The organism is bacterium, from assembly GCA_029210545.1.
GTDB lineage: Bacteria > BMS3Abin14 > BMS3Abin14 > BMS3Abin14 > BMS3Abin14 > JARGFV01.
In genome coordinates, this window is sequence record JARGFV010000036.1 from 1 (window position 1) to 21,213 (window position 21,213).

Sequence of the window (21,213 nt, forward strand, 5' to 3'; positions counted from 1 at the left end):
GAAAGGGAAAACGACGCTTTTCCCTTTCCCCAGGACATTAATGAGCCAGGAAAAGTCCCGACTGGACTTTTTGCGACTCTATCAAGGTTCAACCGAGGAAGCCGTGGAAAATGAGGCCCCGGAACCGGATGAGGGTACTGAAGAGGTTGACGAGTGAGCCGCCAGAACTGACGGCGACGGGACCGGCGGGGAGAACGACGGTGAGGTGCCTGTGACCCGGCGTCCGAGTCCCGTCAGGACCTGCACCGGCTGCAGTGAGCGGAAAGAAAAAGGGGAAATGGTCCGTATCGTGGCCGACCCGACGGGACAGGTGATCCCTGATCTCAAGGGAAATCTCCCCTCGAGGGGCGCTTATGTGTGTCCGGATCGCGGCTGCATCGACAAGGCGGCCCGTGGCAGGCTCTGGGCCTCCCTGAAGGTTCCGGCCGGAAAAGAGGGCCCGGATCGGATCCGCAGTGCCGTTGCCCAGGGGTACCATCGCAGGGTGCTTTCCCTGCTGGGACAGGCGAAAAAGAGCGGACGGTTCGTTTCCGGGACGACCCTCGTCGAAGGGGAGTTGAGAAGACGGCCGGATAAAGAGTGGTTCGGACTTGTGGCTGCCGACGCCTCGGGGGACATCTCGGAGAAGGTCCAGAAAAGATTTATGGCGGCATCGGTGCCCTTTCGTGTCGCCATGAGCAAGATGGAACTTGGTGACGCTCTTGGGAAGAGCCCCAGAAGCGCTGTCCTCGTCAAGGACGCCGGTATTTCCGCGGCGATAGACGAATCTTTGGACCGCTATTACAGGGTTTTGAATCAGGGAGGTTCAGATAAATGAGCACGGTTCGGGTAGATGAGCTCGCCCAGGAATACGGGATAAATCCCGATGAGCTCTTCTCACAGCTCAAATCAATGGGCTTTGATGTCGTCAATGTTACCAGCAGCGTGGACCGTTCACTGGTGGACATGGTCAGTGACATGCTGACCCATTCCCCACCCAGGGAACGGGAGGAATCCTCCAAGCGGAGGATCGTCTCTGTTCGAAAGGGTGAGGCGGAAGTCGAGGTCCGCATGGAGGCGGCTCCCGAAGAGGGAGAGCCTGAAGAGGTCCCGGAATCGGACCTTCCTGAAGAGGAAGCCCAGCCTGCAGGTGAAGAAGTGGCGCCTGCCGAAGTAGAAACCGCAGCCGCCCAGGAGGAGCCTGCGGCCCAGGGCGAGGAAGCTCTGAAGCCGGTTGAGCTTTCCGAGGAGGAACTCGGGGAGCTAAAGCGCCAAAAACGGCAGATCCCCCTCACGACCCTCACTATCGAAAAGAATCTTTCCAATATCGGTACCGAGATCCCCACTCACAAGGTCATTCAGCAGGCCAAGCCGGTCAAATCGGTGGAAACCCCGGTCGAGGATGCCAGGGGGAAGGGCAAGAAAGGGAAAGCCGAAGACGAGGAAGATGTTTCCAGAAAGCCCGGGGCCAAAAAGGGCCGCAAGCCATCGCGCAAGGCGCTCATCGAGGATGTTGAGGATGTGGACGCCCTCCTGGATGAGACGGCCGACGTGGACGAGCCCACCCTCAAAGTGGTGGAGATAAAACACACGGCCACTCCCCAGCCCGTTCGCCGGAAAGAACAGCCCATGAGGAGGAGGGGGAGGAAGCCGAAGAGGCGGGATCGGGGCGAGATGGAAGCCGAAATGCCCGTTGAAAGCGCCAAGTCGGTTCAAAAGACCATCCGTATCACCCCGGGGCTCACCGTCAGCAGCCTGGCCGGGATCACCGGCACCAAGGCCTCCGAGATCATCAAGGTCCTGTTCCAGCTGGGGATCATGGCAACCATTAACCAGACCCTTGATCCTGATACGGCAGGCCTGGTGGCCAGCGAGCTCGGTTTCGAGGTCGAAGTCAAGGCTCACTCCATCGACGATCTGCTCAAGGAAGATCCGGATAGGAAGGAGAACCTTGTCCCGAGGCCTCCGGTGGTTACTGTCATGGGGCACGTCGATCACGGGAAGACCTCCCTGCTTGACGCTGTCAGGGAAACCGACGTGGTATCGGGCGAGGCCGGCGGGATCACCCAGCACATCGGAGCCCACCTCGTCCGCCACAAGAAGGGACAGCTTGTCTTCCTCGACACGCCCGGTCACGAGGCGTTTACCGCCATGCGATCCCGCGGCGCTCAGGTCACCGACATCGTGGTCCTGGTTGTCGCGGCCGATGATGGAGTGAAACCCCAGACCATCGAGGCCATCGACCACGCCAAGGCCGCCAACGTGCCCATCCTCGTCGCTGTCAACAAGATGGACAAGCCCGAGGCGGATGCGGATCGGGTCATGAGAGAGCTTTCCGACCACGGTGTCGTGTCGGAAGAGTGGGGCGGCGACAGCCTGTTTTGCAAGGTGTCTGCCAAAAAGAGGGAGGGGATGGACGATCTGATGGACCTCATCCTTCTCCAGGCAGAGATGCTGGAGCTTAAAGCCGATCCGAACCGGGAGGCAAGAGGGACAGTTATCGAATCGAAACTGGACAAGGGCAAGGGGCCCGTGGCTACCTTGCTGGTCCAGAAGGGAACGCTCAGGCCCGGTGACCTCATGGTAGCCGGAACGGTCATGGGCCGGGTTCGCGCCATGCTGGACGGCCGGGGCAAGAAAATTGTGGAGGCAGGGCCGTCGGTTCCCGTGGAAGTCCAGGGGCTCGGTGGTGTGCCCCGGGCCGGCGAACCGTTCGTCGTTTTCACGGACGAGCTCAAAGCCAAGCGGATCGCCCAGATGCGTGAAACCGTATTGGATGCTGCAAAGGCCAGCCACAAGAAGGTGACCCTCGAGGACCTTTTCACCCGGATCCAGGAGGGTGAGGTCAAGGACCTCAGCGTTGTCCTCAAGGCTGATGTCCAGGGTTCGGTTGGAGCTATTCGTGATTCCCTCATGAAACAGGCCACTGATGAGGTGAGGGTGAAGGTCATCCACGAGGGGACCGGGGGCATCAACGAAGGGGACGTCATGCTGGCTTCCGCCTCCAACGCCATCATCATCGGTTTTAACGTGCGTCCCGACAACAAGGCGTTGGAAGCGATCCGCAGGGAACAGGTGGACGTGAGGTTCTACAACGTCATCTACGATATTGTAAAGGATATCAGGGACGCTCTCACGGGGCTCCTGGCTCCCGTATTCCTCGAGGAGGTCCTCGGCCGCGCCGAGATCCGCGAGACGTTCCACGTCCCCAAGGTCGGGACCATTGCCGGGTGTTACGTCCTGGACGGCCTTATCAGGAGAAATGCCCAGGTCCGGGTGGTCCGCGACGGTGTCGTCGTCCAGGACGGGAAGATCGACTCCCTCAGGCGGTTCAAGGACGATGTGCGTGAGGTGGCTTCCGGCTACGAGTGCGGCATCGGTCTCGAGAACTTTAACGACGTCAAACCGGGCGATATCCTCGAAAACTACGTCATGATCGAACAGGAGGCCAAACTTTGATAGAGTCGCAAAAAGTCCAATCCGGGACTTTTTGCTCAACGGAAAGGGAAAAGCGTCGTTTTCCCTTTCCTTACAAATCAATGACTTGCGGGACGGGTCATTGATTTGGGCACCCCGCGCGGGGTGCGTTGATGGACTTTTTGCGAGTCCATCAACTTTAGAATCGCGCCTTTCATACGCGATTCTAAAGTAGGAAGATCCTGCCTGTGGTCATCGGTGTCCTCCACTTCACCCTTTACCTGCCCGGGAACGGTTCCCTGAAGGGGAAAAGACGGGTTCTCCGGAGTCTGAAGGATCGTCTGCGATCCCAGTTCAACGTTTCGGTGGCTGAGGTCCAGTTCCAGGACCTCTGGCAAAAGGCGGGGATGGCCGTGGCCATCGTGTCCCCTGACAGGGATTACGCTGATGGAGCCCTGCAGAAGATACTTGACAGGATCGAGTCCTGGCATCTGGCCGAAGTGATGGATGTGGAAGTGGAGATCATTTAGGAGATTTCAGTAGCCAGTAGCCAGATTTCAGACGTTTTTGACTTTATCTGACTGCTGACTACTGACTACTGTTTATTATGAGCCGTTATTTTGACTACAAAAGAGCCGACCGCGTGAGCGAACTGCTCAAGCACGAGATATCGGAGATCCTCTTTCGTGAGACCAAGGATCCCGGTATCGGCGAGGTGACGATCACCCGGGTCGAGGTGACCGATGACCTCAAACTTGCCACGGTCTATTTCGGGGTGCTGGACCGGACCGCCGAGGCCGAGCAGGTGACGGAAGGACTGCAGCGGGCGGGCGGTCACATTCAGCGGCTGCTTGGAAAAAGGCTCCGGCTCAGGTTCATCCCCAAGCTGACCTTCCAGTTCGACAGGAATCTGGATTACAGCATGAAGATCGCGAAAATTCTCCAGGTGATCGATGAAGAGGGCAGCTAAGCTGGGTTTCAGACGGAAAAAGACAGATAACCGGATTTCGGTGCACCAGGGGATCCTGGTGGTCGACAAACCGGTCGGACTGACCTCCCACGACGTGGTGCAGAAGGTGAGGAAGGTGTTCGGGACCCGGCAGGTGGGACACGCCGGCACTCTCGATCCCATCGCTTCGGGAGTTCTCGTGCTCCTGGTGGGATCAGCTACCCGGATCGCGCAGTACCTCCAGGAGGATGACAAGGAGTACCACCTGACCCTCCGGCTCGGGATGGAAACCGACACCCAGGACATTACGGGGCAGATCCTGTCAGGAGCGGATCCCTCCGGTGTCGGTCGTGAAGAACTGGAAAAGGCCCTGGCCGCTTACAGGGGGCAGTTCAAGCAGGTCCCGCCTTCCTTTTCGGCGGTCAAGCGCGCAGGGCAGCCCCTGTACCGGTTGGCCCGCAAAGGGGTCCGCATTGAGGTCGAGCCGCGGGAGGTTCAGATCCGCCGGCTGGATCTCACCGGCTGGGATCCGCCGGTAGCTTCCCTTCAGGTCGTATGTTCCAAGGGTACCTACATGAGGACCCTTTGCCACGACATCGGCCGGGATCTCGGTGTGGGGGGGTGCATGGAATCGCTGGTCCGGTTCAGCAGCGGCGCTTTCCCTCTGGAGGAGGCCGTTTCTCTCGATCAGGTCACCTCCGACCCGGAACCGGCCAGGTGGCTGAGGGCCGCTGCCGGAGGCCTCCGTTTTCCGTCGGTTGAGCTTGCTGACGAAGCGCTGATACAGCTGGCGGGAGGCAAGGACGTCCCGTGCCCGAACGGCATCCGGAAGGGGCTCGTTTCCATAACGAGAAAGGGCCGGCTCATAGCAGTAGCCACGGTACGCAGCAGGGACGGTGAACAGTACCTGGGACCCATCAGGGTCCTCGAGCCGAACCTCAAAGAACTTTTAAAACAAACTGATAAATGATAATATATTAAACTTAATTTTCGGAAGGAGGATTTAATATGCCGCTCAACAGCGAATCGAAGCGGGAGATCATCGGTGATAACCGGCAGCACCAAACTGATACCGGTTCGTCCGAGGTACAGGTTGCTCTTTTAAGCAAGCGGATCGAGGAACTTACCGAGCATTTCAAGGTCCACAAGAAGGATCACCACTCCCGGGTGGGGCTCCTCAAGCTTGTCGGCCGCCGCAGGCGTCTGCTCAACTATCTCAGGTCCCGGGATATCGAGAGGTATCGCGAGATCGTCAAGAAGCTCGGCCTGCGCAGATAATCTCTGCCTGTCCCCATACTCAAGGAGTGCCCTAATGAAAAGTCAGGTTCAGCTGGAATGGGGCGGGAGAACCATCACCCTCGAGACCGGTGCCGTGGCCCGGCAGGCGAGCGGCTCAGTTTGGGCCCGATACGCCGACACCGTGGTCCTTGCGACCGTGGTGGCCATGCCCGAACCCAGGGAAGGTGTTGATTTTCTCCCCCTCACTGTCAATTATCAGGAGAAGACCTATGCCGCCGGCAAGATCCCCGGCGGCTTTTTTAAGCGTGAGGGTCGTCCCACAGAAAAGGACACCCTCGCCAGCCGTCTCATCGACCGGTCCATAAGACCCCTGTTCCCGCAAGGGTTCAGCCACGAGACCCAGGTTATCATCAACATCCTCTCGGTGGACAAGGAGAACGATGCCGACATCGTCTCCCTGGTCGCCTCTTCAGCGGCGCTCATGGTTTCCGATGTTCCCTTTGACCGGACCGTGGGCGCTGTCCGCGTGGGTCTGGTAGACGGTGAATACATCCTAAACCCGACATTCACCCAGCTTGAAAACAGCACCATGGACCTGATCGTCGCGGGGACAAGGGAGGCTGTCATGATGGTGGAGGGCGAGGCGAAGGAGATCTCCGAAGATGAGATGCTCGGCGCTCTCGAATTCGCGCATACCCACATCATCGAGATCATCGACCTCCAGAACCAGCTCCGCTCTGCCGCCGGTAAGGAGAAGTGGAATTTCGCCGCGGCTGCCGTGGACGAATCCCTCGTCCGCACGGTCCAGGACGCCTGCCGTGACAAGATAGCCGAGGCGCTCCGGATCGCCGACAAGAAGGAACGGAAATCCCAGATCAAGGGGATCCGCGAGAAGGTCATGGAGCCCTACGCAGCCGCCGAGAATGGTGGAGCCGCAGCCGGTGAGGTCGCGGATATCCTGAGGTCCCTGGAAAAGGATCTCATGCGCTCCATGGTCCTCGAGGAGAACAGGAGGATCGACGGGCGCAGCCCCGATCAGGTTCGCCCCATCACATGTGAAGTCGGAGTCCTTCCCAGAGCCCACGGGAGCGCCCTGTTCACCAGGGGTGAGACGCAGGCTCTGGCTGTTACCACCCTCGGGACGAAGGATGACGAACAGATCATGGACTCCCTCGAGAAGGATTACCGGCGCAAGTTCATGCTCCACTACAACTTCCCGCCTTTCTCAACGGGTGAAGCCAAGTTCCTGAGGGGCCCGGCACGCCGGGAGATCGGCCACGGCAACCTCGCCCAGAGGAGCCTGATGTCTACCCTGCCGGGCAGGGAGGATTTCCCGTACACCATCCGTATCGTGTCGGAGGTCCTCGAGTCCAACGGGTCCTCTTCCATGGCTACGGTGTGCGGCGGCAGCCTGTCCCTCATGGACGCGGGCGTCCCCGTAAAAAAAGCTGTAGCCGGGATCGCCATGGGGCTGATCTACACCCCGGCAAAATCGGTCGTCCTTTCCGATATCCTCGGCGCTGAAGATCACCTGGGCGACATGGATTTCAAGGTGGCCGGTACACGGGACGGTATCACCGCTTTCCAGATGGACCTCAAGGTGGCCGGTATCAGCCGTGAACTCATGGCACGCGCACTGAATCAGGCCAGGGACGGACGGGAACACATCCTGGGAGAGATGGACAAGGCACTCAAGACCCACCGCGAGTCCATTTCACCCCATGCGCCCCGCATCATCACCATTCACGTCAAACCTGACAAAATCCGCGAGATCATCGGCCCCGGGGGCAAGGTGATCCGCTCTATCGTCGAGCAGACCGGAGTCAAGATCGAGGTCGAGGACAACGGGACCGTTCTCATCGCCTCGGTGGACGAGGAAGCAGCCCAGCGGGCCATCGCCATGATCCAGGCCATCGTCGAGGAGCCCGAGATCGGCAGGATCTACAGGGGCACCGTGAAGAAAGTCCTCGACTTCGGCGCTTTCGTCGAGATCGTGTCCGGAACGGACGGACTGGTTCATATCTCCCAGCTTGCCGAACACCGCGTCGCCAAGGTCGAGGACGTGGTAAAGGAAGGGGACGTGGTCAACGTCAAGGTCCTTGACATCGACCGTGACGGCAAGATCCGTCTGAGCATGAAGGAGGCGGAAAGGGAACTGGGAACCGGCGGCAAACCGGATCCCAGGTGACCACCTCCTCCCGTCGATGAGTGCCAGATCAGGCGCCGGCGTTGTCAGGGAAAACCTTCCCAACGGGCTCACTGTCCTCGTCGAGCCCCTGAAGGAGTTTTCCTCTGTCAGCGTAGGTGTCTGGGTCCTCATCGGTTCCAGAGACGAGACCGAGATCCAGTCCGGCATCAGCCATTTCATCGAACACCTTGTATTCAAGGGGACTTCCCGCAGGACCGCAAAGCAGATCGCCCTGGAGATCGATTCCCTGGGCGGTTCTCTCAACGCGTTCACGAGCAAGGAGTTCACCTGTTTTTACGCCAGGGTGCTGGGTGAAAGCCTGACGCAGGCCCTGGACGTCCTGTCGGACATCACCCTCAATTCCCTGTTCGCCGGCGACGACCTCGTTAAGGAAAAGGACGTGATCCTCCAGGAGATATCCATGGTGGAGGATACGCCCGATGACCTCGTGCACGACCTCCACTGCCGCGAGTTCTGGGCCGGCCAGGGCATCGGGTGGCCCGTCCTGGGTACCCGGGACTCCCTGCTGGCCATTGGAAGTGGAAACGTACTGGATTTTCACCGATCCCATTACCGTCCCGAACAGATGCTCATCACCGCCTCGGGGGCGGTGGATTCAAACGATCTGATCGATCGGATCGGGAGCATCTTCGGAGAACTCGAGCCCGGTACCTCCCCGGTACTCCGATCGGCCCCCCGGCCCACGCCGGGTATCTGTGTTCTCGAAAAGCCGGTGGAGCAGATCCATTTCTGCGTGGGCTACAACGGGCTGCCCGCTACCCATGAAAAGCGTTATGCCATGTACCTGCTCAACACCCTGCTGGGCGGTGGGATGAGTTCGAGGCTGTTCCAGAAGATACGCGAAGAACAAGGCCTGGCCTATTCCGTGTACAGCTACCACTCCACTTACCAGGATGCCGGGCTGCACACCATCTACTGCGGTACTTCCCGGGAGGGGTTCTCCAAAGCTCTGGAGATCATCCGCGAAGAGACGGAAAACCTCGCGGCTGAAAGGCCGCCCGAAGAAGAACTGACCATAGCCAGGCAGCAGCTCAAGGGAAACCTTCTCCTGGGACTTGAAAGCACCGGTAACCGCATGAATCAACTCGCCAAGAACGAGATCTATTTCGGCCGGCAGGTCTCCCCGGAGGAGATCGCCGAGGGGATCGACAGCGTGACCTCCGAGCAGGTCCGCCAGTTGGCATCCGAGCTGTTCGTCGAAGAGTCCACGGCCCTTACGGTCATCGGCCCGGTGAGTGAGGAAGAGGTCCGTGACCTCATGGGATAACAGCCGGAAAGGTCCCGAAATCCTCATCAAGGTCCTTCCTCACGGGCGGGGCCTCGATCTCCCGGCATACGCCACCGAAATGGCCGTGGGTATGGATCTTGCGGCCGCGGTCGATCAGGACATGCTCCTGGAACCGGGTCAGAGGGGTCTCGTTCCAGCCGGTTTCGAGATGGCGGTGCCTCCCGGGTACGAAGCCCAGGTGCGTCCCAGAAGCGGGTTGGCGGTCAACAACGGCATTATCGTTCCCAACGCGCCCGGGACCATCGATCCCGATTACAGGGGGGAAGTGAAGGTCATTCTTCTCAACATGGGAACGGAACCGTTCATCATCCGGCGCGGAATGAGGGTGGCCCAGATGGTGATCGTGCCGGCGGTGCACGCCGATGTCCGCACCGTCGATCAGCTTCCCCCGACCGGCCGGGGAGACGGCGGGTTCGGGAGTACAGGGACGTCCTAGCCCGCATTATTCATGATGCAAATGAGATGTCCGCTAACTGTGTGGCAATTAAAGATAAATGGGAATGGCACTATAAGCATCATGAATTATGCGGGCTAGGAGTCTGTCGGAGAACCTGCCTGTCTGGTTAGACAGGCAGAGCACAGACTCCTGGATAGAGTTTGTCGGAAGATGTGATCTTGGTCCAGTATTTTATATAATACATTGTGTTAACAGTGACTTACCATCTTCACCGACTACTTTATCATCGGTTGATATGAAGAAAAAATATTATAAGCGTTTTTCCGACAAACTTTTACGCAGCGTGTCACGGTTTTCCGACACGCTGCTAGGGCGCAAAGCACAGTCCGTCCCGGAGCGAAGCGCAAAGTGCGATGTCCGAAGAGAAAGTCTTCCTTCGCGCTTCGATCTTCGATCTTCGCGCTCGCGAATAAACTTACTGATAAAGGAGATCTGTAAAGTTGATTCGCGTATCCTCTCTGGCGAGCGGGAGCAAGGGCAACTCCCTGCTCATCGACGGTCCTGAAGGGGCTCTGGCTGTCGATGCGGGTTTGAGCGCCAGGGAACTCGTCCGGCGCATGGAGATCGTGGGTGTTGATCCGGGCCGTCTCAGGGCGATCCTGGTAACCCACGATCACTCGGACCATCTGCGTGGTGTCAGGGTACTGGCAAAACGCCTCGGGATACCTGTCTACGCTACCCGCGACACCCTGGCGGCGGCCCACCTTCCCCCCGGTATCAGAGAAATTCCCATCACTCCAGGTATCCCTTTTGACGCCGCCGGTTTTTCAGTGGTACCTTTTCCGCTACCCCATGACGCGGCCGACCCGGTCGGGTACGTGGTCCAGGGGTACGGGATCCGGATGGGAGTCGCAACGGACCTGGGCAGCGTGAACGCCCTTGTCCGGGAACGGCTCACCGGATGTGATATGCTCCTCCTCGAGTTCAACTACGAAGAGCGGATGTTGCTGGATGGGCCTTACCCGTGGTTCCTCAAACAGAGGATCCAGGGCCGTCTGGGGCACCTGTCCAACGACCATTCCGCGAGGTTTCTAAGCGAACTCATCCACACGGACCTGCAGCACGTTATCCTGGGCCACTTGAGCGAGGTGAATAACTGTCCCGATCGGGCGCTCGCGGCAGCCGAGACGGTAGCCGGTTACGGAAACGGGACCCGGCTTACCGTGGGCCGCCAGGCGGAACCGACGCCGATCATCGTTCTGGAACCATGATCGGAGTGCAGGGTGCGAAGTGCAGGGTGCAGAGGGGCCAGTCCAACGTCCAGTGCGCCGTCATTGAGAGCATAAAGTAGCTACTTTCCTTGTTCTTCTTCCCCCTTGAGGGGGGAAGACCGGGATGGGGGTGACTACGCCAGGGGCGAGAGCGACGTGGCAATCTCAAGGTTCAAAAGCTGCAACGCATGATAGCTTTGCAGCACCAGAGCAAGGATTTCACCACACAGATCACCAGCCGTCGCTCACTGGCATGAGCTATGGCTGGCAGGCAGCTTGTCCACCGTGGCTTTACGCGAAGGCGGGAGAACACAGAGAAAAGCTGGGAATCGGGGGTAGAGCTCAGGCGTATGCCATCAAACCCTGAAAGGCATTCACTGTGGAGCGGCCTTCAGGTGGCCGCACTGTGGTAAGCTGGCTTTTAATCGTTCTGGATTTTGAATTAACCAAGGAGGATTAGTATGATCCCCCGTTACACAAGACCTGAAATGGCGGCCATATGGGAACCGGAGAACCGGTTCCGAATCTGGCTCGATGTGGAGATCGCCGCGTGTGAGGCGTGGAGCCGGCTCGGCAGGATCCCCGACGCGGCCCTTGAGTGCATCATCGGGAAAGCCGCTTTCGACGTTGCCCGCATCGATGAGATCGAGCTCGAGGTCAAACACGATGTCATTGCGTTCCTTACCTCTGTAGCGGAAAAGGTGGGTCCTGAATCCCGGTTCATCCACATGGGGATGACAAGCTCCGACGTGCTGGATACCTCTTTCGCCGTTCAGCTGGCGCAGGCAGCCGATCTGATCCTGGAAGGGTTCGAAAGGGCACGCCAGGCGGTGCGCAGGCAGGGGTTGGCGCATAAAGACACGGTGATGATGGGACGCTCCCACGGCATGCACGCCGAGCCGACCACCTTCGGTCTGAAGATGGCTATCTGGTACGAGGAGTTGGGGCGTGCCATGGAGAGGGTCAAAAGGGGCAGGGAACAGGTTGCGGTGGGGAAACTGTCAGGCGCGGTGGGTACCTACTCCAATATCCCGCCTGAGGTGGAGGCGCACGTCTGCGAGAGGCTGGGGCTTGTCCCTGCCAAAGTCGCTTCGCAGGTGATCCAGCGGGACCGCCATGCCGAGTACATGGGCGCCCTGGCTCTGGCCGCTTCTTCCATTGAGAAGTTCGCCGTGGAGATCCGACACCTCCAGAGGACCGAGCTGGGAGAGGTCTCCGAGCCGTTCACCAGGGGGCAGAAAGGCTCTTCGGCCATGCCCCACAAGAAGAACCCCATCCTTTCTGAAAACCTCACGGGCCTGGCGAGGCTCATCCGGGGTTATCACCTGTCGGCCCTGGAGAACATCCCGCTGTGGCACGAGAGGGACATCAGCCACTCTTCGGTGGAAAGGGTGATCTTCCCCGACGCGACCATGGTCATCGATTTCATGCTGCACCGGTTCGCGGGAATGATGGAAGGACTGGTGGTGAACGCGGACCGTATGCGGTCCAATATGGACCTTTCCGGGGGTACCACCTTCTCACAGACGCTGCTTCTCGCCCTGGTCGATTCGGGGATGACAAGGGAGGAGGGGTACGCCGTGGTCCAGAGGAACGCCCACCAGGCCCTCGATTCGGGCCGCGCGTTTTCCGACCTGGTCAGGGAAGACGAGGAGGTTTCCTCCAGGCTCGGCAGCGGGGAACTGGACGCTGTTTTCGATCCTGCCGGGCTCCTGAAACGGACCGGGATCATCTTCGAACGGGTGTTCGGCTAGGAGTCTGTCGGAAAACCTCACGCAGACTCCTAGCTGGAGTTCGTCGGATGAACCGAAAATTGAAAATTGAGGGTTGAGGATCGGAACCTGGAACACGGAACACGGAACCTGAGCTCAGCGAGGTAATTGACTGGAGGAGCGAGCGTGGCTGTCAGGATCGAGGTAGGGTACAGGGACGGGGTCAGGGATCCCCGTGGGGAACGGATCGTCCGGGAGGCCGGGGAACTGGCCGGGCTGACTCTGGATTCGGTGCGGACCGTGGCGGTGTATACCGTGGATGTCGGCCTTACCCCGGAGCAGCTCGATGAGGCGGCTTCGGGACCGCTTTCCGATCCGGTGATCCAGGAGTATTCCATCGGGCAGCCCCTGGCCGGAGATTTTGACCTTCTCATCGAGGTGGGTTTTAAACCCGGTGTGACCGATAACGTCGGGCGAAGCGCCGGCGAAGCCGTATCCCAGATCCTGGGCCGTTCTCTTTCAGCGGAAGAAGGGGTCTACACATCGTTCCAGTACCGGATCAAGGGTGGCCTCGACGATGACGCGGCTCGCCGTCTTGCCTCCGGGGTGCTGGCCAACGAGCTGATCCACAGGTGGCAGGTCGTATCCTCTGCCCGGTTCGACCGCGGCGCCGGCCTGCCGGCCGAAGTGCCCAGGGTCAATATCGTCGGCGGGGGACGTGTCTGTGTAGCGGACCTGTCGGGCGACGATGAAGAACTCATGAGGATCAGCCGCAAAGGGCTGCTTGCCCTCTCCCTCGAGGAGATGAAGGCGATCCAGGCTCACTACGGCGACCCCGGGGTCCGCAAGGTCCGTCAGCAGGTCGGGCTGGATCCCATGCCCACTGACGTGGAGCTGGAGTCGCTCGCCCAGACCTGGTCGGAGCACTGCAAGCACAAGATCTTCAACGCCCTCATCAGGTACGAGGATGAGGAGGGGAACGTTGAGACGGTGGACTCCCTTTTCGCGACCTGTATCGTCGGGGCCACTGCCAGGATCAGGGAACAGAAGGGTGCGGACGACATATGCCTGTCGGTCTTCAAGGACAACGCGGGGGTCATCCGTTTCAACGACAGGTATAACCTGGTCTTCAAGGTGGAGACCCACAACTCGCCGTCGGCCCTCGATCCCTACGGCGGGGCTCTCACCGGCATCGTCGGAGTGAACAGGGACCCCTTCGGTACGGGCCTGGGAGCGAACCTGCTTTTCAATACCGACGTGTTCTGTTTCGCCTCTCCCTTTCACTCCGAGCCGCTCCCTCCACGCATCCTTCATCCCCGCAGGATTTACGAAGGGGTCGTGGAAGGCGTCGAGCATGGGGGCAACAAAAGCGGGATCCCCACGGTCAACGGCGCCGTGGTCTTCGACGAACGGTTCCTGGGCAAGCCCCTCGTCTACTGCGGTACGGCCGGTATCATGCCTGTGACCGTTACAGGCCGGCCCTCCCACAAAAAGAAGGCCCTTCCCGGAGACAGGGTCGTCATGGTGGGAGGGAGGATCGGCAAGGACGGTATCCACGGGGCGACCTTCTCGTCGGAGGAGCTCCACGAGGGCTCTCCGGTAACCGCTGTGCAGATCGGCGACCCGATCACACAGAAACGGATGACCGATTTTCTGCTCAAGGCCCGGGATGAGGGACTTTACAACAGCATCACCGACAACGGCGCCGGCGGCCTGTCGTCCTCGGTGGGGGAAATGGCCGAGGACACCGGCGGGGCCATGCTGGAGCTCGACCTGGCTCCCCTCAAATATCCCGGGCTCGACCCCTGGGAGATCCTCATTTCCGAGGCCCAGGAGCGAATGACCGTGGCGGTGCCACCCGAGAACCTCGACCGGTTCATGGAGCTTTCACAGAGGATGGGGGTCGAATCCACCGATCTTGGCGAGTTCACCGACACGGGCTACTTCCACCTGAAATACGAGGGCCGGACGGTGGGGTACCTGTCCATGGAGTTTCTCCACGACGGAGTGCCCCAGATGGTCCTGGACGCGAAATGGATTCCCCCTGTGAGGACTGAGCCGGTTAATGAAAAAAAGGGGGAACCCGGCCATTTACTGCTGGCGCTGTTAAGCCGCCTGAATATCTGTTCCAAGGAGTCCATCGTCAGGCGCTATGACCACGAGGTCCAGGGCGGCAGCGTCGTCAAGCCGTTCACCGGCGCGGCCGATGACGGGCCGTCCGACGCCGCGGTGGTTCGCCCGATCCTGGACTCCTTTGAGGGTATTGTCGTCTCCAACGGGATAATCCCGCGTTACAGCGACATCGATACCTACCACATGGCCGCCAATGCGGTGGACGAGGCGATGAGGAACTACGTGGCTGTGGGCGGTGATCCGGGATGGGCGGCGGCCCTGGATAATTTCTGCTGGTGCGATCCTGTCCAGTCGGAAAAAACGCCGGACGGAACCTACAAGCTTGCCCAGCTTGTCCGGGCCAACCGGGGTCTGTACGATGCGGTCACCGCCTACGGAATCCCCCTGATATCCGGCAAGGACAGTATGAAGAACGATTACATCATGGGCGATTTAAAGATCTCCATCCCCCCGACCCTCCTCGTGTCGGTCATCGGACGGATCGACGATGTACGGAAAGCGGTGACCATGGACCTCAAGGGGCCCGGGAACGTGATCTACATTCTCGGAGGAACTGCAGACGAGATGGGAGGGTCCGAGTACTACGCTCACCTGGGGTATGTGGGCAACAAGGTGCCAAGGGTGTCCTTCGACGAGGCGGTTCGGAGGTACAGGAGCGTTCACCGGGCCATCGAGCAGGGACTTTTGAGAAGCTGTCACGATTGCTCTGACGGGGGACTTGCGGTGGCCCTGGCGGAAATGGCTTTCTCGGGAGAGACGGGGCTCGACATCGACCTCGGTTCCGTCCCGGTCCGCGGAGATCTCACCCTTGAGGCGATCCTGTTCTCCGAAACGGCCAGCCGGCTCCTGGTTGAAGTCACCCCCGGGAACGCGCCGGCGTTCGAGTCGATCATGGAGGGAACCAGCTTCGCCAGGATCGGTGTGACGACTGCCAGGGACAGGCTCGCCATCAACCTTGGCGGACGAAAGATCATCTCCATGCACCTCGATACCCTCAAGGGAGCGTGGCAGAAACCGCTGAAAGATCTTTAGACGGCCGGCGGCCGCCAACGAGACACGGCGACACGAGGACACGGAGACACGGGGAAAGTACTTTTCGCCGCGTCGCCCCCTCCCCGCGTCTGAATTAATGGAGTGCGTAATGAGCACAAAACCAAAGGCCATCGTCATCACCGGCAACGGGACCAACTGCGAGCGGGAGGCCGCCGAGGCGTGCCGACTGGGAGGTTTCGAAGCCGATATCGTCCACATCTCCCGGATCCTTTCCGGACAGGTGACCCTGGACGGTTATCATTTCCTCAACCTCACCGGCGGTTTCCTGGACGGGGATGACCTCGGGTCGGCCAAGGTACAGGCCAACCGGATGAAGTATTCCGCGGTGGAGGGGGGGACGGAAAAGGTAGCCGACCAGATCGAACGGTTTATCGAGGCGGGGAAACCGATCCTCGGTGTCTGCAACGGTTTCCAGCTTATGGTCAAGATGGGGCTGCTCCCGGGTTTGTCCGCTCGATGGGAACAGGAAGCTTCCCTGACCTTCAACGATTCGGGGCGGTTCGAGGACCGATGGGTGACGCTCCTGGTGGATGACAGCTCCCCCTGCATTTTCACCAGGGGACTTCAGGCGGTTCCCCTGCCTGTCCGTCACGGTGAGGGCAAGTTCGTCGTGGCCGACGAGACCGTCCTGGACCGGATGAGGGATAAGGCGCTCCTGGCGGTGCGATACATGGATCCGAAGACCGGCAAGAGGACCATGGAGTACCCCCTCAACCCCAACGGTTCCGTGGAGGCGATTGCGGGAGTCTGTTCCCCGTCCGGCCTTCTTTTCGGGCTCATGCCGCACCCAGAGGCTTACCTCCACCGGGTCAACCACCCGCGGTGGACCCGTGAAGAGCTTCCCGATGAGGGGGGCGGGGTTGCCTTTTTCCGGAACGCGTACGAATATGTGAATCAGGCGCTGTGATGGCCTGATTCACATATCAGCTATAAGCTGTAACGCAGAGTTACGCAGAGGCGGCCCGCTGGTAGGCCGCATGACCCGCAGGGTTACGCAGTCAGATCATGAACTAATACCAGTTCCATGTTTCAGTTTTAACTGCGGCCCTCTGCGACAGCGCCTGGAAGGTGGCGCTATCGGCGGCCATCTGCGTTATTGCTTTTGTGTAGCGAAACTGGAACCTGAGCGAAGCGAGCACGCAAAATCCAAAACTCAAAACACAGCTCAACGAGCGACGACCTTTTTGAGATTTGAGATGTGAGATCTGAGATCAAATTCTTTTTCACTTGGGGTGTTTTTGCGAGGTGCTGATGGAGCCCTTTGATAAATTTCGCGAAGAGTGCGGTGTGTTCGGCATTTACGGGAATTCTGAAGCCGCCAACCTGACCTACCTGGGGCTGCACGCCCTTCAGCACCGCGGCCAGGAGAGCGCCGGCATTGCCACCACCGATGGAACGAGGATCTACCGTCACGGGCAGATAGGGCTCGTCAACGACATCTTCACACCCCAGGTCCTGGAAAACCTCCCCGGCAACATGGCTATCGGCCATAACCGCTACTCCACCACCGGTGACAGCCTCGCGGAGAATATCCAGCCCATCGCAGTGACTTACGCACGGGGCAGCCTTGCCATCGCCCATAACGGGAACCTTGTCAACGCGCATGAGGTCAAACAGGATCTTGAGGAGGCCGGCGCAATTTTCCAGTCGTCCTCCGATACGGAGGTCATCATCCACCTCATGGCAAGGTCCAGGGGCGGGCATATCCTGGACCGTCTCGTGGAAGCTCTCAACCAGCTGAGGGGGGCCTATTCCCTCCTTATCCTGACGGAGACGAAAGTCATCGCCGTAAGGGATCCGAGGGGGTTCAGGCCCCTTTCCATGGGGCGCCTGGGTGACGCCACGATCTTCACGTCGGAAACATGCGGGCTTGACCTTATCGAGGCCGACTTCGTGCGGGATATAAGCCCCGGTGAGATCGTCATGGTTGACAGGGACGGGGTCAACTCCTATTTCCCGTTCCCGAAGATGAAAGGGTCTCCCTGCATCTTCGAATTCATCTATTTCGCGAGGCCCGACAGCATCATCGACGGGATCAGCGTGTACATGGCGCGCAAGAATCTGGGGCTTCAACTGGCCAGGGAGGCTCCGGTGAACGCCGATGTAGTGGTGGCGGTGCCCGATTCGGGGGTTCCGGCCGCCGTCGGGTTCTCCGAGGGGATGGGGATACCAAGTGAGTGGGGGCTCATCCGCAACCATTATATCGGCCGCACCTTCATCGAACCAAGCCAGTCAATCAGGCACTTCGGCGTAAAACTCAAGCTGAACCCCTGTCGTGCGGCGATCAAGGGCAAGCGCGTGGTCCTCATCGATGACTCCATCGTCAGGGGGACCACGAGCCGCAAGATCGTCAAGATGGTCCGTGACGCGGGGGCCACCGAGGTACACCTGAGGATCAGTTCTCCCCCCACCATGAACCCCTGTTACTACGGCATCGATACCCCCACCCACCAGGAACTCATCGCCTCGAGCCATTCCGTGGAAGAGATCAGGAAATACATCACAGCCGACTCACTGGGCTACCTGAGCCTGGAGGGGCTTCGCAAGGCGATCCGTCCCGACATCCCGGCTGACAGCGCCGGTTTCTGCGAAGCGTGTTTTTCCGGGGATTATCCGGTGGCTTTCCCCCGCTCCCATGACGCCCAGATGTCCCTCTGGGCGCCCAGGATCACCCATGTCTGAGATGGCGGCCTTCATGGCCCTCATCGAAACCGCGTCTACCGAGGGGATTCTCACCCGCCGGCGTTACCTCAGGGAGCACGGCCCCCAGGAAATGGGGTGGAGTTACGACAATATCCTCTGGGTCGAGAAAAGACTGATGCGGCAGATCGACAGGAAAGGGTTCTTCCGCATCTACCTGTATACGGGTAACGGTGACGGCGAGGTCCGCTACCGTATGAAAGTGACGGGGCTCAGGACGTATCGTCAACCGGAGGTGTTCTCGGACCCGGTCGATGGACGGCGCTATCTGGTCCACTCCAGGATGTCCATCGATTCCATCGAGGAGCTGGACAATGTGCGGACACTCTCCGATTTTGCGAGTGTAGACATGAGGAAACCGGACGTGAGGCATCTGCAGCTCGGTTTCCTGTTCGTTGTCGATCCGGAGGTCTGATTGGATCCCGTGAAACTGCTGGTGCTCATGACGGGCGCCTTTTTCCTGGCATTCGGGGTGGCCGCTTACAGGCACTTTTACTCCGTCCTGGGCGGCGCCGCCGGCCTGGCGGTGTGGGCCGGCCTGCACCACCGGGTCGTCAGCCTGCCCGGCCTTCGGGATCATCCGGGTACCGCCAACCTCCTGCTCATGATCCTGCTGTTTTTTTCCGGGATGCTCCTTGCCAGAAAGTTCCGCAAGGTCCTGGCTTTCGTCGGCGGTTTTGGAACAGGAGTCATGCTGTCTTTGGCCGTGGGATCTTTCCTTGGTGCTGGCGGCCCGCCGCCGGTTTTTCTGTCACCTGAAACGGTCGGCTCGATGGATCTCCTGGCCGGGATGGTCGGCGGCGTCGCTTTCCTGTTCTTCGAGAAGTTCTTCGCGATCCTGCTTACGTCGGCTGTGGGCGGTTCCCTTTGCTACTGGGCCATCGGGGGAAGGTGGACCTTCCCTGTCTGCGTTTCCCTGGGGCTCGCCGCACAGCCGCTCATTTCCATGCGTTTCAGCCCGAAAGGCTCCGGAGATGGGGAGGAAAGGACCAGAAGCGGTCCAACCGCCGTCCTTCTGCTCCTTGTGGCCCTGTCTTTCCCCTCCGCTGCCGCGGCCGAGTGGGTGGTCGATCGCGTCAACAGCCTGAACTCACGGGTGGTCATCGCCGCGGGATGGAGGGATGGTGTCAACCTGGGTGAACAGTACGCCGTTCTCGGGGAGGGGGGCAGGCTCATCGCGGTCATCACAATCTCCGACGTGTTCTCCGATTCCTCCTACACGGATCCGATCCCCGCGGACAGGCTTACCCTGGTCAGATCAGGTATGCTGATCAGGACCATGGAGGAGTTCGATTACGATCAGGCCATGAAACTGGGGGGAGAGCCCCACATGGAGGAGTTTTTAACCAAGTATCCGGCAAGCCGCTTCCGGAAAGAGGTGTTTGACGCCCTTGACGAGGTACGGTTCCGGCGCGTGGAGATGATCGGCAGCATCGACGCTTTCAGGGAGTTCCAGCGTCAGTATCCCACCAGCCGTTTCGGGCCCGAGGCCCGCCGTAAGGAAGAACTGTTGACCCTCGAACAGGCCAGGGAAGGGGGCACCGAAGAGGCGTTTCTCCAATTTCTCCAGCGGTTCCCCGGTTCATCGCTCCTTTCAGGGATGGCCGAAGTGAGAGGTTACCTGAGAGCCCGGGAGATGGCCAGGATCTACGCTTACGAGGATTTTCTCGCTGCCTACCCCAGGAGCAGGCTGGCCGACGAGTTCATACCCCTGATCGACGAGTTTGAACTCTGGGCCGAAAAGCTTGAGTTCGGCAAGGATCCGGTGGAGGCCATCAGGCATTTTGGACTGCTTGGCGACGAGACGGCGGTGCCTCTCCTTGTGGGCAAGTTGACCGTCCCCTCCCTCGAAGCGGAGGCCCGTAAAGCCATATTTCTCATCGGGGAGCCCGCCCTGGGCACCCTCATGGAGGTTCTCATCTCACCTCTGCAGTCCCTGGAGCTCAAGGATCGGGCAGTCCTGATCATCGGGGAACTGGGTGACTTGTCAGTTATCCCGGCCGTAAGGAGTTACGTGGACAAGGAGGGCACGGCGGCCGGCCGTAAGGCCCTTTTGAAGCTGGAACAGAAGGCCGGCAGGTGATATATTTGTCTCATCAGGTCTCGGCGACCTGATGAGACCAAGTACCAAGTACCAAGTCCTGAGTACCAAGTGCAAAGTACCAGGCACTGAGATCTAAGAACTGATTTTGCTTTACCTGGCACGTAGCACATAGTTCTCAGCACAACACGAGTTTCATGACAGGAAACCCTTATGTCCAGAAGAAAACGGGAAATAAAGAAGAGAAAGAAGACCCAGGAGCAGCTTCTGCAGCCCGGCGGGTCGGTTTTTGAAAAGGAAGACACTGTTGCTGAGCCGGCTGGACAGGTCATTGCGTCTTTCCATGACGCTCCCGGTGAGCCGGAATTCGACGACAGCACTGCGGTGGCTCCCTCATCACCGCCCCTTGCGGAAAAGGTCGGTGGGAAGGCCCGGCGTGAAGAACCACCGCCTGCCAAAAGGGTTCCGCAGAGCAGCTGGCTCGGCAGGAACAAGGAGAACCTCCTCCTGGGGATGCTGGTCCTTTACGTCTTTTTGCTCGGGCTGGGTACAGTGGGGGAACTGTTCGAGATCGAGTGGATCCTGAACCTGCCCCTCTTCAGATAGGGGCTATTGGAAGGGTCGCGAACGGTCCTGGCGGGACCTTTCGCTCAACGGAAACCGAAAAGCGTGGTTTTCGGTTTCCTTACGGATCGCTGACATGCTTTCCGGTCATCGATCCGGGCGCCCTTCCCAGGCGCGGCTGCTGTGGAAGGGTCGCGAACGGTCCTGGCGGGACCTTTCGCTCAACGGAAACCGAAAAGCGTGGTTTTCGGTTTCCTTACG

At 59.6% G+C, this 21,213-nt stretch carries 17 protein-coding genes; all 17 read left to right on the top strand.

Annotation, left to right across the window (positions count from 1 at the left end):
* Nucleotides 1-211: 211 nt before the first annotated feature.
* Nucleotides 212-817, top strand: coding sequence for a DUF448 domain-containing protein (locus P1S46_05570; protein ID MDF1535958.1), 606 nt, complete (start codon nt 212-214; stop codon nt 815-817).
* Complete coding sequence (infB, locus tag P1S46_05575) at nt 814-3,438, top strand: translation initiation factor IF-2 (protein ID MDF1535959.1); 2,625 nt, start codon at nt 814-816, stop codon at nt 3,436-3,438. The genes P1S46_05570 and infB overlap by 4 nt, the downstream gene beginning before the upstream one ends.
* 206 nt (nt 3,439-3,644) lie before the next feature.
* On the top strand, nt 3,645-3,926 hold the full coding sequence (locus P1S46_05580) for a DUF503 domain-containing protein (GenBank protein MDF1535960.1): 282 nt from the start codon (nt 3,645-3,647) through the stop codon (nt 3,924-3,926).
* A gap of 77 nt (nt 3,927-4,003) precedes the next feature.
* Nucleotides 4,004-4,366, top strand: a complete 363-nt coding sequence (gene rbfA / locus P1S46_05585) for a 30S ribosome-binding factor RbfA (protein ID MDF1535961.1) — start codon at nt 4,004-4,006, stop codon at nt 4,364-4,366.
* Nucleotides 4,350-5,315, top strand: a complete 966-nt coding sequence (truB, locus tag P1S46_05590; protein ID MDF1535962.1) for a tRNA pseudouridine(55) synthase TruB — start codon at nt 4,350-4,352, stop codon at nt 5,313-5,315. Before rbfA ends, truB begins: the two co-directional genes overlap by 17 nt.
* A gap of 38 nt (nt 5,316-5,353) precedes the next feature.
* Nucleotides 5,354-5,623 carry a 30S ribosomal protein S15 gene (gene rpsO / locus P1S46_05595; GenBank protein ID MDF1535963.1) on the top strand — a complete coding sequence of 90 codons (270 nt, stop codon included), beginning with the start codon at nt 5,354-5,356 and terminating at the stop codon, nt 5,621-5,623.
* Nucleotides 5,624-5,657: 34 nt separating this feature from the next.
* Nucleotides 5,658-7,772 (top strand): polyribonucleotide nucleotidyltransferase, encoded by a 2,115-nt coding sequence (gene pnp, locus P1S46_05600; protein MDF1535964.1) that lies wholly within the window; start codon nt 5,658-5,660, stop codon nt 7,770-7,772.
* A gap of 16 nt (nt 7,773-7,788) precedes the next feature.
* On the top strand, nt 7,789-9,060 hold the full coding sequence (locus tag P1S46_05605; GenBank protein ID MDF1535965.1) for a pitrilysin family protein: 1,272 nt from the start codon (nt 7,789-7,791) through the stop codon (nt 9,058-9,060).
* Nucleotides 9,044-9,517, top strand: coding sequence for a dUTP diphosphatase (dut, locus tag P1S46_05610; protein ID MDF1535966.1), 474 nt, complete (start codon nt 9,044-9,046; stop codon nt 9,515-9,517). The genes P1S46_05605 and dut overlap by 17 nt, the downstream gene beginning before the upstream one ends.
* 461 nt (nt 9,518-9,978) lie before the next feature.
* Nucleotides 9,979-10,749 (top strand): MBL fold metallo-hydrolase, encoded by a 771-nt coding sequence (locus P1S46_05615; protein ID MDF1535967.1) that lies wholly within the window; start codon nt 9,979-9,981, stop codon nt 10,747-10,749.
* Between the two features lie 461 nt (nt 10,750-11,210).
* Entirely contained in the window at nt 11,211-12,503 is a 1,293-nt protein-coding gene (gene purB / locus P1S46_05620; protein ID MDF1535968.1) for an adenylosuccinate lyase, read from the top strand.
* Between the two features lie 144 nt (nt 12,504-12,647).
* Nucleotides 12,648-15,626, top strand: a complete 2,979-nt coding sequence (gene purL / locus P1S46_05625; GenBank protein ID MDF1535969.1) for a phosphoribosylformylglycinamidine synthase subunit PurL — start codon at nt 12,648-12,650, stop codon at nt 15,624-15,626.
* 109 nt (nt 15,627-15,735) lie between these two features.
* Nucleotides 15,736-16,554 carry a phosphoribosylformylglycinamidine synthase subunit PurQ gene (locus P1S46_05630; GenBank protein ID MDF1535970.1) on the top strand — a complete coding sequence of 273 codons (819 nt, stop codon included), beginning with the start codon at nt 15,736-15,738 and terminating at the stop codon, nt 16,552-16,554.
* 344 nt (nt 16,555-16,898) lie between these two features.
* Nucleotides 16,899-18,329, top strand: a complete 1,431-nt coding sequence (gene purF / locus P1S46_05635) for an amidophosphoribosyltransferase (protein ID MDF1535971.1) — start codon at nt 16,899-16,901, stop codon at nt 18,327-18,329.
* Entirely contained in the window at nt 18,322-18,762 is a 441-nt protein-coding gene (locus tag P1S46_05640) for a hypothetical protein (protein MDF1535972.1), read from the top strand. Before purF ends, P1S46_05640 begins: the two co-directional genes overlap by 8 nt.
* A complete protein-coding gene (locus P1S46_05645; protein ID MDF1535973.1) occupies nt 18,763-20,430 on the top strand; it encodes a hypothetical protein in 1,668 nt (555 codons plus the stop codon).
* A gap of 171 nt (nt 20,431-20,601) precedes the next feature.
* Nucleotides 20,602-20,994, top strand: a complete 393-nt coding sequence (locus P1S46_05650) for a hypothetical protein (protein ID MDF1535974.1) — start codon at nt 20,602-20,604, stop codon at nt 20,992-20,994.
* The last annotated feature ends 219 nt before the right edge of the window (nt 20,995-21,213 follow it).